The organism is Tullyiplasma multilocale ATCC 49900, from assembly GCF_000483165.1.
Taxonomy (GTDB): domain Bacteria; phylum Bacillota_I; class Bacilli_A; order Mycoplasmatales; family Mycoplasmataceae; genus Tullyiplasma; species Tullyiplasma multilocale.
In genome coordinates this window covers 263,758-276,029 of sequence record NZ_KI519557.1, presented here as the reverse complement: position 1 = coordinate 276,029, position 12,272 = coordinate 263,758, and the positions used below count along the sequence as shown (strand labels likewise).

11 protein-coding genes are annotated in these 12,272 nt (G+C 30.7%); 10 read left to right on the top strand and 1 reads right to left on the bottom strand.

Going from position 1 to position 12,272, the window contains the following annotated elements; translation table 4 throughout:
* Positions 1–43: 43 nt before the first annotated feature.
* Genes G319_RS10065 through G319_RS10055 form a run of 3 tightly spaced genes read left to right on the top strand, consistent with a single transcriptional unit; the run spans position 44 to position 4,624 of the window.
* The gene (locus G319_RS10065) at positions 44–1,846 is read left to right on the top strand and encodes a hypothetical protein (RefSeq protein ID WP_026389816.1); all 1,803 of its coding nucleotides are present in this window, start codon (positions 44–46) and stop codon (positions 1,844–1,846) included.
* Position 1,847: 1 nt separating this feature from the next.
* The gene (locus tag G319_RS10060) at positions 1,848–3,236 is read left to right on the top strand and encodes a lipoprotein (protein WP_026389815.1); all 1,389 of its coding nucleotides are present in this window, start codon (positions 1,848–1,850) and stop codon (positions 3,234–3,236) included.
* A 44-nt stretch (positions 3,237–3,280) separates the two neighbouring features.
* Positions 3,281–4,624: a hypothetical protein gene (locus tag G319_RS10055; protein WP_026389814.1), complete on the top strand. Its 1,344-nt coding sequence runs from the start codon at positions 3,281–3,283 to the stop codon at positions 4,622–4,624.
* Positions 4,625–4,720: 96 nt separating this feature from the next.
* On the opposite strand, the gene G319_RS04845 is transcribed toward G319_RS10055, so the two are convergent.
* Positions 4,721–5,590 carry a glycerol-3-phosphate acyltransferase gene (locus G319_RS04845; RefSeq protein WP_084514151.1) on the bottom strand — a complete coding sequence of 290 codons (870 nt, stop codon included), beginning with the start codon at positions 5,588–5,590 and terminating at the stop codon, positions 4,721–4,723.
* A gap of 72 nt (positions 5,591–5,662) precedes the next feature.
* Between G319_RS04845 and G319_RS10050 the strand changes: the two genes are divergently transcribed.
* The 7 genes from G319_RS10050 to dhaM all read left to right on the top strand — a co-directional run bounded on the left by G319_RS10050 (position 5,663) and on the right by dhaM (position 12,003).
* Entirely contained in the window at positions 5,663–6,364 is a 702-nt protein-coding gene (locus G319_RS10050; RefSeq protein ID WP_026389813.1) for a hypothetical protein, read from the top strand.
* Position 6,365: 1 nt separating this feature from the next.
* Positions 6,366–6,662, top strand: coding sequence for a hypothetical protein (locus G319_RS10045; RefSeq protein ID WP_051350896.1), 297 nt, complete (start codon positions 6,366–6,368; stop codon positions 6,660–6,662).
* A gap of 71 nt (positions 6,663–6,733) precedes the next feature.
* On the top strand, positions 6,734–7,201 hold the full coding sequence (locus tag G319_RS04965; protein WP_051350895.1) for a MarR family winged helix-turn-helix transcriptional regulator: 468 nt from the start codon (positions 6,734–6,736) through the stop codon (positions 7,199–7,201).
* 62 nt (positions 7,202–7,263) lie between these two features.
* Entirely contained in the window at positions 7,264–9,819 is a 2,556-nt protein-coding gene (locus tag G319_RS10040; protein ID WP_026389812.1) for a hypothetical protein, read from the top strand.
* A gap of 194 nt (positions 9,820–10,013) precedes the next feature.
* Positions 10,014–11,009, top strand: coding sequence for a dihydroxyacetone kinase subunit DhaK (gene dhaK, locus G319_RS0104175; RefSeq protein WP_026389811.1), 996 nt, complete (start codon positions 10,014–10,016; stop codon positions 11,007–11,009).
* Positions 11,009–11,605 (top strand): dihydroxyacetone kinase subunit DhaL, encoded by a 597-nt coding sequence (gene dhaL / locus G319_RS04830; protein WP_035358893.1) that lies wholly within the window; start codon positions 11,009–11,011, stop codon positions 11,603–11,605. The genes dhaK and dhaL overlap by 1 nt, the downstream gene beginning before the upstream one ends.
* Positions 11,605–12,003, top strand: a complete 399-nt coding sequence (dhaM, locus tag G319_RS0104160) for a dihydroxyacetone kinase phosphoryl donor subunit DhaM (RefSeq protein ID WP_026389809.1) — start codon at positions 11,605–11,607, stop codon at positions 12,001–12,003. Before dhaL ends, dhaM begins: the two co-directional genes overlap by 1 nt.
* The last annotated feature ends 269 nt before the right edge of the window (positions 12,004–12,272 follow it).

Sequence of the window (12,272 nt, the reverse complement as noted above, 5' to 3'; positions counted from 1 at the left end):
TTTTTCATTGAAAGAAAAACAAGCAAACTGAAAGAGGAATATCATGAAAAAGAAAAAAGGTATGACAAAATTATTGGCGATATTAGCTGGTTTAACGCTAACTGCAACACCAATAATTTTAATGGCCACTACTTTGGATAAAGTTACGTCAACACCAGATCCAGGTCAAAGGCAATCTATTGCGAATATTAAAATTGTAGATGTAAAGGTGGGAGACCCCTTACCGAATATTCAAAAGGAAATCGATAAGTTAATTCTTGGAACTGTTCTTGATATTGATTACATTGTTCAAGGAACTACAGAGTATGCGGGAATAATTACAGTTAAAGCATTAGCTAAATCTGAATTAATTACAGGAAAATTCACCTTCAAAGTTACTGAAGAGAGCTCAACAAACCCAGATTTTAATATCAAAGAATCTTATAATGAACTATCAATTAAAAGAACTAATATAAATGTTGAAAGATATATTCAAAATAAATTGGTTCCATATTTAGGTTTGATTGCTGATGATATCGCTACAAACAATGATTTAGAAGTGCCTGAAGTTATCATAAATACAAAAGAATACATTTCATCATTTGATCAACTCGAAAGAGAAGTTGATCTTGATATTTTCATTAATGGTAATATCTACCATTCAAAATTAATAGCAACAGTTATTGATACAAAAGAAATTGTTATTCCACAATCATTTTCTGCAATTACAATTGGGGAATATAACATTGATAGTATTGATTATTATGATGAGGCTAAAAAGATAGTTGATGGTTATCTTGAAGAATATGTGATAGCTAGTCTTAAGATTGATTTACTTAACGTAAACGATTGAATCGATGAAAATCAATTGGAATTAACTTTACTTGATAATTTCCTAACTGAAGATGATTATCACTGAAATTCAGGAATTATTGTTGATGAAGGAATAAATTTAGTTAACGTTAAATTAAGTGAGGGTGAGCAAAATTTTGCCATTGATAAAAACGTTGACGTTTCACAAACTGAATTAATTTTAAAAGAATATGAATTAACCGAAATTGATTTTGAAAGCGATCTTAATGAATACGATGAAAATGAAGAATTAATTAGACCATTCAAAATTATTGATGCCGATAGCGTTGAAAGTGCAGAGGATCTTGTAAACTTAATGATGAATTATAATTTTGATGATTGAGCAGAGTTTGCGTATAGACGTGCAAAGGAAATCAATCCAGAGTTAGCTCATCTAATGGGAGATGAAAGCAAATTCCACTTTAATTTATCAAAATTATATATTGATGATCACAGTCAGCTTGAATGAGAACATATTCAATGAGAATGATTAAATAACGTTGAAAGTATCGGATTCTATTTTGAAATTTATTACGAACAAGAAGCTGGTATCCATCCACAATTTGATTTTATTTTAGAAGCTTACGTTAGACCTGTAATGAGCGGTCCTGAAATTTATGAAATTCAATATTCATTTGAAAGAATGGCTGAGTGATTAAAAGATGGTTATGAACGAATGTTAGAAATGAAACAAAGTGAATGGGGATATGAAGACGAAGTGAATTATAAAGTTGAAATTTATGAAACACTTGCAGGTTATAGTGAAATAGTTTATTTCTTTGATGCTTTCAACGTAATAGATTATGGTGTCAATTTCGAAATGAAAATAGATGGTGTATTGGCTGAAGAAATTGATTTTGGATCAGTTGAACAAAACCTAGAACTATTGAGAAACTATGAAGAAATTAGAGTTGATTGAATAAAAATGTGTGAAGATATTCGAGAAATTCGTTATGCAAACAAGAGTGGAACATCCACAATTATAGAACTTACAGATTCAAGAGGAGAAGATTAAAATGAAAAAAATATTATCAATATTATCAGCAATTACAATCAGTTTATCTTCAACGGCTGCTGTTGTAGCTTGCTCTAATCCAGATACAAGCAATATTTCGAAAGGTGAAGAAGAACTTCCTATTAAACCTGCAGCACCCGGAAATGCAATTTCAACTATCAAGGATGAATATAATATAGAATTTGTTCAAAACCGTTATTTTGCATTTTGAAATATTTGACTAGATGATACAACAAGGGAAAAGGATCTAAGCCTTCGTTATATGAAAGATTTAGAAAAAATGAAAGATTCATTGGTTGCTTTAATAAGAGAAGATAACCAATTAGATGAATCTCAGTTGACAAGTGAACAAATTACATTAACTCCAGACTATGGAGTTTCATCAAATGACATTACAAGAAAATTAAATATTTTTGGCGGTAAAAATCAACTTGAATTGGCAAATGAAGGATACAAAGTAAAAATTAAAATCATTTTAAATGATGAAGTTTATGAGTCAAATACAACTATTAAATTCCAAATCAGCGACAAAATAGAAGTATTAGAGAATCCTGGAGCTGTAAGCCCAATTTACAGCTATTTTTGAAAAAACTTTAATAGTTTAAATCCTAAAGACTATAGTGAACAAGTCTTATCAAAATACACAAGACAATATTTCGTTCAGAGAAATAATTATTACCTAAATGAAGATTTCGGTGATCTTGGTGTTGTATTAAAAGAAGAAGAAATTAAAATAGAATTCTTGAATATGCCAGACACTTGAGATGAACTTGAACAAATGATTGTTGAAGATGAGTTCGAACCTAATTCAATAATTGTAGATACTCGTGTAATAATCGAAAACAAATCATTTGTTGAAACTGATATTGTGGTAGTTGATAATGCAAATAGATATACTTTCAAAGATGAGACACCTAACTACAATTTACCTGTTCCAAGTCCTGTAAGTGCTGAAATAAAAGAAGCAGATCTTGCAATTAATAGCACTATTACAAATGAAGAATTTAAGGAAAGACAAAAGTATTTCGGCGATAAAATGCTCGAATTTTGAAAAGTACAAGAAGGGTCATTCAATTCTCAGGACAATGCCTATATTAGTACAATAGGAAAACACAAAGAGGTTATGGAATCAGCTGAAATAACAGCAGTAAACATAAGAATTTCTTATGGTGAAGAAATTAATATTACAAATATGAATGGTCAAGAAATAATCGAAGTCATGAAAAAACTTTTAAAGGCTGCTGGTGTAACCCCGACTCCAGGTCCGATCAAAAACAAGACTTTTAAAATATCCGTTACAGTTAAAACCAAAGAAATTCACAATGTTAATACTGGTGAAGAAAAAGTGGTTAACTTAGGGGAATTCAAAAACTTATATTACACAGAATAAATATTGCACTTACTAAGTGATACCCAAGGGAAAAGAGGCATATAATGAAAAAAAGAAACGGAATGAGCAAATTATTGGCTATTCTTGCAGTTTTAGCTTTAACGGCAACACCAATCGCTTTATTAGTATCGAGTCATCCTGCTATTGCTGAAAAACCTACTGAACCAGGAAATCCAGAAGAACCAGTTAAGCATGAACCTACATTACCTTCACAATTTTCAGATGTATTGGAGTTTCCGGAAGTTGAGTATGGTGGCTATGATGGAAACTGACTGAAAGAAGAAATATTAGAAATTCAAAATGATTTTGCTAACAAATATCTTTCGCCTTCAATTATCGAAAATCTCAAAATTGAAAATAAATGAATGACTGATAATTCAATTGTTAATGTAGAATTTGATTTCACCTTCTTGGGTGAAGACCAAAACAGTTTCAAATCAAGGGAATTGTATGAACAAGGTCTTAAAACCGCTATTGTGACTTTTGAAGAAACTTCAATAAGCAGCGAAGCTGTTTTCGAAATAGATCTTAGTGATGTTGAATTAGTACTACAAGAATTTGATGTCGAATATAATGGTATTACAGTAAATGACATAAATGAAATTGATGAAGATTCTAGAACATTGATGGGTATTGATGTTTATGATGGAGATTTAATTAACTCAAAAGAAGAATTTGTAGAATTCTTTAAGACTGTTGACTTAGGCCAAAGACGTCAATATATTTTAGAAAAATTTAAAGCTGCCAACGCAGACTTACTGAATTTTTTTCCAAACGATGATGATTTCAAATTAGAAATAACTAGAAGTTTCTTCGCACTGATAGAGGAAATGGAATGAGAGGAAATTCATGACAGTTATATGATGGGTCGTTATATCGATGGAATGCTTGGTTATTACATAAAATCTTATTATGAACAAGTTCCTGGTTTACATCCAGATTTCGAAATTCCTTATTGATACGGTATTCGTTTTATTAAAACTCCACCCTCTGCGTTTAAAGTTGGTGAATTAGAAGATAAATATCTTCAAGGAATATTTGATGAATATCAATTCAAAAAGGAAAGCGGTAATGATTGAACTGAAGAGAAGCAAAAAGAATATGAAATAAGTATTTTCAGATCTTTAACGAATGGTAATATGAATGATATATTTAGCGAATCTGAATATGCGAATGCTAACCAAAAATTGAAATTAACAGTCGATGGAATTGATTTTGCAACAATTGACTTCGAAAGTGTAGAAGCAATAGAACAATTAATAAATAATGCGGGCGAAGTAAGATTGCATTTCATAGAAACAAGCCCTGAGAACTCAAATATTGATATTGCTTACAAGAATAACACATCTTCATTACTTAAATTTGAGGATCAAGAAGATATGCTTTAAAAGAGCTTAGGTTCTTTTTTTATTTGTCATAGGCTTAAAATTAACCTAATATCTTGCAATGTCTTTATAAATAAATATGGATATAAAAAAGAACTCTTATTGAGTTCTTTTTTGTTTAATTCGTTCTTGTTTTAATTTAATTCGTTCTTCTTTAGTTGGTTTTGGTTTTCTAACATCTTGATGACGTTTTATTTTTTCTTCTTCAGTCATTTTTGGGAAAGTTTCAGGTTCTGTTTTAGCCTTAATTCTTTTCATGTTAGGGAAATGTCTTCAAGCAAGAATTCCAAACCCTAATAAGATAACGATTTGCATTTCTAGAATACTACTTGCAAAATTTTGATCTGTTGCTAAATGGAAAGCATTAAATCAAGCGAAGTATCATCCACTTGGATTGGCTTCAAATAATCCATAAGCATTTCATAAGTTAGCAGTAGAATATGCAGCTTGTGCATCAGCAATTCCATAAGTATATGGGATTCAGATAATAATTCCAATTACAGTTGCTGCTGCAATTGAAGCTACACTAACTTTTCTACTAATTGAAACAGCTATGAATCATACAGCTAGGAATACTAATAAATACATTCAGTTAATTACGAATAATAATCCTAAGAAACATGAAACAGCTTTTCCACCTTTAAATTTGTAATAAACTGGATAACAATGTCCAATTAAGGCAAAGATACACGGAATGAAGAAACTAGTTTCACTAAATAGTGGAGATGGAATTGCACTCATCCCAACAGCAAACAATGCTGTGAAGACTACTTTAAATCCATCAAGGAATGTAACTACAAGTCCTCATCTCTTTCCTAAAATTCTTGTTGTGTTTGTAGCTCCAGCATTTCCAGAACCTGTTGTTCTAACATCAATTCCACGTCTTCAATAGACAATGATAAGAGATCAAGACACAGCTCCCATGAAATATCCGAAGATACAAGCTAATATAATACCTAAGTAATGCATATAGTTATTCCTTTCATATAAATATTATTATAGAATAAATAAGATAATATTAAAAGCAAAGGCGGAATTACAATGGAAAAATTTAATGAAATTATCAGTATTGAAAGAATTAGTTTAGATCTTTTAGAAAAAGACTATTTAATTCTTAAAGGATTAAAAGATCAAGGGTTTGAAACAACTGTTGAATTTGAAGAAGGGATCCAAAGATTAAGTGAAGTTACAACATTAATTCAGGTAGTTGATGTTCTAGGAAGTTTATTTGATAAATTAGCAGAAGCTAAACAATTTGATTTGGCGATGATTATTCAACAATTTTTACAACGTTACGCATATCTAGCAGCAACTAATAATGATTATCTAAACTATTCTGATGAATTTACAGCAGAATTAATCAACGAAGATCCAGCATTTACATTCTTAGATGTATTTGCACCATTCTTCTCATCACAAATTAACTTTTATGTTGGTAACTATATCAACACAATGAACAACTACCCATTACACGAATGAAGTAATGGAGTAAAAGATAAATTAGCTTTATATACAAGTGAAGTTATTACAAGTGACCAAATTGGTGAAAAATTACAAATGATGGAAGAGTTCACAATTTATTTACAAGATTTAAAAAACTTATATGCTGAAATTAACCCAGCAGACAACAATGCTGAAAAACAAGTATTCTTAACTCAAACAAATGAAATGAAGATTATCTTACAATCTTTGGATATGTTAGTTAAAGAAGTTTTAGAAGAACTAGTCGGGAAAAGAGGATAACATGAAACCTGAATACAACACAATCGAAGAGTTACAAGCTCACAACGAAAAATTAACACAAGAAATTAAAGAGTTTGACAAAATTGTTAAAGACATTAATAAGAAAATTATTTCAAAACATTGATTATGATGATTATTACCAATCGTTGGGTGATTTATCTTTATTGCTATTACAAATAAAAGAAGAAGTCTTCCTGAATTTCATAATGCTTTAGTTAAAGTTAAAACTGAAATTGCTAGAAACGAATTAAAAATAATCGTTAATAATGTTGAAATTGAAAAGTTATCAAAAAAATAAAAAAATAATTGAAAAATAGTTTCATATGAGATAGTATCATTTTGTTATCAAAAATAACAATGGGGGAACATATGACTGAAAAAAAACAAATCGTCTTACCTTTTACATTCAAAGTTTACTTCCTAATGATTAACGGAATTAAATATGTGAACAAGAAGGCAGGATTAAAAAGAACTATTGATAAAATGCACACAAGTGTTTTATTATTAATCTTCTTTAAACCAGGTATTAACCAAAATGGAATCGCAAAAGGTTTAGGAATTGACAAAACTACAATGAGTAGAATTGTTATTAAACTAGCTGAAGAAGGACTTATTACTAAAGTTCAAGATCCATCTAACAAACGTAGTAACATTTTAAAAGTTACTGACAAAGGAAACGATTACTCAGTTATGTTAACTGAATATGTATATGAGTATCGTGAAAAAATGTTAGAAGGGATTCCAGAAAGCCAATGAAAAGCTGCCAGAGATATGGTTGACTTAGCACTTGGAAACGTGAATAACCTAGAAGGCGATGACTATTTCGATTTTATTTAAATAGTCACGCAAACTAAAGCCTCACCGCTTTAGTTTTCTTATAGAAAAAAGGAGAAATTGGTATGAAAAAGAGAAATAAAAATACTAATTCAGAATCTAAAAATAATAAATGATGAACATCAGTTAAAGAATGATTTTCAACTTTAGGTAAAACTACACAAGTAGAATTCGAATCAAGAGTTTTCATGTCATGAAAACGTATTATCAAATTCGTTGGTATTGCATTAGTACCAATTATTTATGGGGTAGTTTGTGTTCTAGCATTCTGAAACCCAATTGCCGGAATTGGAAAAGCTCCAATTGCAATTATGAACAATGATCATGCTATTATTATGGTTACTAAAAATGAACCAGCTAAAGATGATTTAATAGGGGACAAACTTAAATTAGGAGTTCTAGAATCTGTAAATGGAAAAACCTTCTCATATGATGGTAAAACAGTTAGAGATTTAGAAGAAGAAATATTTGACTTAGAAAAATCAGCAAACACTTTAGTTTTAAACAACGGAATCACAATCGATGATGCTAGTGGAGTTAAATATAAAGCAATGGGTGCTTGAGATATTTTAAAACAAAAATTATTACCTAAAACAGATGAAACTATCAGCGATCAAGACTATACTTTCTCAAGTCCAATGATTAAAAATAAAATTCAACTAGACAACATTCGTTATATCGATAATTCACAAACTATCGATAAAGAATGACAAGCAACTAAGTATTATGCTCAAATGCGTATTGAAGAGAACTATATGGCTAACCTAATTGGTTATGCTGGTTCAATTCTATACAATGATGATTCAATTAAATCACCAAGTGATTGAGTTAATACATTAAATGGTAACCAAATCAAAATGTGAACTACTTTTGAGAGAAACTTCATGTTTGGATACTTGATGGATACTTTTACATCATTTGTAGATGGAATTATTATTAAATCAATTCCAAGTGTCTTCACTTCAGTGATTTCAGGAACAATCATGGGTGATTTATCAACTAGTGGAGCTGTTTTAAATAAAGCAATCACTCCAAATGGTGAAACTACTTCAAATTACTTTGAAAAAAATGAAGATTACGTATTATTATCAACAAACATTAATGCTGCAGATAATAATCCAGATGATTTAGCTAAATACACATTATTTGGTAATGTAAACATTAAAAATGGAGAGTTAGTTGGTCGTGGTGGAAAAATCATCAACATGCTTTCAAACATTAAAGCAAATGGTAAAAATTTATTAGCTAATGCTAAACTATTTGAAATGATCGATACTATTACTGGAAATAAAACTATTTCTACAATTATTAAAGGGGCAATTGAATTTGTTCTTGATGAAGCTTTCAATGAAGTTCAATTGAACCAAACATTGTTTAATGCAGCTGTGGGTAACCCACAACAAGATCAAGGAATTATTAAAAACATCATTGATCAAATAATTAAATTTATTGAAGATAAAACAAACATTAACATTTCAAACAATAAATTAACTGAAGCACTTAACCGCTTATTAGTAAATATGAATGTTTTTGATGCTAAGCAACCTAAATTAACTGAAAAAGAATTTTCAGTTAAGATTGATGAAGTTATCGTTAAAAATCCAGACCTATTTTTAGGAATAACAAGTGCTAGTCAATTACCAGGAGCAATTATTGATTTAATTCACTTCTCAATTACTGGTGGAATTGGAAAAGATGACATCATGACAATCGAAATCCAAGGAGAAGAATTTGGATTATATGGAATTGGATTAGGAATCTTCTTCTTAGTGATTGGACTATGAATTGGTGTTCTTATGCATACTTTCGTCTACGATCGTGGAAAACGCCTTCAAAAAGCCTCAGGACGTCAATGATACTTATCAAAAACTATCATGATGATGACAACAGTTGTTGTTCAAGCTACATTAGAAATATTAGCTGTAACAATCGCTGGATGACACATTCTTGGATTTGCTACAATGTTCTACATTTGATTATGATTCATAGCATCAGGATTGATGTTTGTGGTAATCATTCAATCATTATGATTTGTTGTTAAAGATGAAACAGTTGGTAAGTTCTTAGTAATTATTATGATGGTATTATCACTTGCAGCTGGAGGGGGAACATTCCCAGCCTTTGCTCAATTACCATTCTTCCACTATGTTGGATACGTAGTGCCATTCACATACGTTATTAAAGGATTCACCGCAATTGTTTATGGAACAAGTCTCGGAGTACCAGCAACAGCTGCTACAAATGCCTTTATCTTACAAAACTTTGCTGTATTCTTTATCTACATCGCAATCTTCTTAACATTAGGATTAACTATTGGACAAAGAAATAGATTACGTGATATGAACTATGGTGGACACATGGGACGTAAAGTTGCTAGTGCTATGAAAGCTTTAGGAAGAGATACAAGCGAATTTGAAATCATTAAATCTAAAGAAGGTAAAAAAGATAAAATTTTTTATAACTGAAAAGCTTTACCAAATGCCTTTGATCAAGAATTATATATGAAAACAAGAGCTATGTATCCATTCGAAGGAAGCTTCAAATGATACGATAAAAAAGAATATGAATTTGTTCAAAAACCTAACTACTCTGATGAAGATCAAATTAGTAGAAATGAATAATCTAAAAAGGAACTAATCTAGTTCCTTTTTTTATATGCCTTAAACTAGTTTCAAATTTGAGAACTATAGATAAAGGCAACTTTGGGTTGCTTTTATCTTGCTATTATATGGAATATTTTCCATATAATATAATATCTTTTGGAATATCTCTCTTTTAGGACTAAAATCATATTGTAAACAAAGGAGGACTTATTATGAAAAAGTTCACGAATAATATTGATCAAATAGTTGAAGAAATGATTCAAGGAATGGTTATGGCTAATCCTGAAACCTTATCTAGAGTTCCTGAATTTCAAGTAATCACTAGAAAGAATTTAAATAAAGATAAAGTGGCAATTATTTCTGGAGGAGGATCAGGACATGAACCAGCACATGCCGGATTTGTTGGAACTGGGATGTTAGATGCCGCTGTTTTAGGCCCAGTATTCACCAGTCCAGCCGCAGATCAGGTATTGGCAGCAATTAAGGCCGTTGACAGCTCTAAAGGGGTTCTTTTAGTGATTAAGAACTATACTGGAGATGTTCTAAACTTTGAAATGGCAAAAGAATTTGCGGCAGCAGAAAATATTGAAGTTGAGACAGTTATTGTAAATGATGATATTGCTTTAGAAGATTCACTATATACAACAGGTAAACGTGGGATTGCTGGAACAATCTTGGTTCATAAAATCGCTGGAGCCGCTGCTGAATTGGGAAAAGATTTAAAAGAGGTTAAATGTTTAGCTCAAAAAGCTATCGATAACCTTGGTTCTTATGGAATTGGACTAGATGCCTGTATAGTTCCTGCAAATGGAGTAAAAGGATTTGAGATTCCAGAAAACGAAATGGAAGTTGGTTTAGGAATTCATGGAGAACCTGGAGTTAATAGAGAACCTATAAAATCAGCTGATGAAGTTATTGAAATGTTATACAAAGAAATTGAGAAACATTTAAATTTAAGCCAGGGAGATGAGGTAGCGATTATGATTAATGGACTAGGAGCTACTCCTCTGATGGAATTAAACATCCTTGCCCGAAAAGCTTTAATGATAATGGACGAAAAACAAATAACTGTAAACAAAACTTTTGTAGGAAATTATATGACTGCAATTGATATGCCTGGTTTCTCATTATCAATCTTAAAATTAGATGATGAATTAAAAACATTATTGAATGAGCCTGTAATTACAAATGGAATGGTGGTAATTTAATGAAATTAGATGCAATTTTTAAAAATATTTATCAAACTCTTTTAGAAAATAAACAACACTTGAATGATTTGGATCAAGCAATTGGTGATGGTGATCATGGAACTAATATTGTTAGGGGTTTTGAAGGGGTTGTTAATGAGTTGGACACTTATGGAGGTAAAAATACCGACACAATTTTGAGATCTGTCGCTATGACGTTAATGTCTAAAATTGGAGGGTCATCAGGACCATTGTTAGGTTCTATGTTATTACAAATGTCTGGGGTTTGGAAAAACGATGATTTGCAAACTGCTGTCAAAAGTTTTGAAGCAGGCCTAAATGGTATTATTCGTATGGGGGAAGCAGAACTTGAAGATAAGACAATGATTGATGCTTTAGCTCCAGCTGTTCAAACAATGAAAAACAATCTAGATAAAGCAGCAAAAGAGGTTTTTGAATTAGCTGCCATCGCAGCAAAAACCGGTGCTGAAAACACAATTAATCTAATAGCTAAAAAGGGAAGAGCTTCATATCTTGGTCAGAGAAGTGTTGGACACATGGATCCAGGAGCTTATTCTATGTATCTAGTATTAGACGCTATTGGGAGAACTTTATAATGATTGGGATAGTTGTTGTTTCACATTCGCATAAATTAGCAAAAGCAGCTATTGAATTTGTTAGTGAAATGCAATTTGAAGATTTTAATCTAATGAGTTGTGCCGGCATTAATGATGGAATCGATTTTGGAACCGATCCTATGTTGATTAAATCAACAATTGAAAAAGCCGATAGTGGAAGTGGGGTTCTTGTAATTTGTGACTTAGGTTCTTCGATTATGAATACTGAAATGGCAATAAACTTTTTAGATTTAGAACTACAAGCAAAAACATTAATAGCTGATGCACCATTTTTAGAAGGTTTGCTAGTGGCAGTTACTTCTAATAGTTTTGAAATAAATCTGGATGATCTTAAAACAAAGGTAGAAAAAGAATCAAGAACTAAGAAAATTGAATAAATAAAAAAAGCGAATACTCGCTTTTTTTATTTGTCTTTTTAATATCTGATAAAAGCAATGTATAACAAACAACAAAAAGATAACCTGAAGCTATGTTTGTGATTTATGATATTTTATTATTTTCTATTAAAAAATGTTCAAATATTTTTTAATAAGTTTTAGTTGTTTTCTTATTTTAACGCCCATAAACAGCAATATTCATTTAAGCCAGGTAAATACTCATCTTTTTGCATAGATACATTTAAAAGGGCTCAAATTTGTCTTATTCG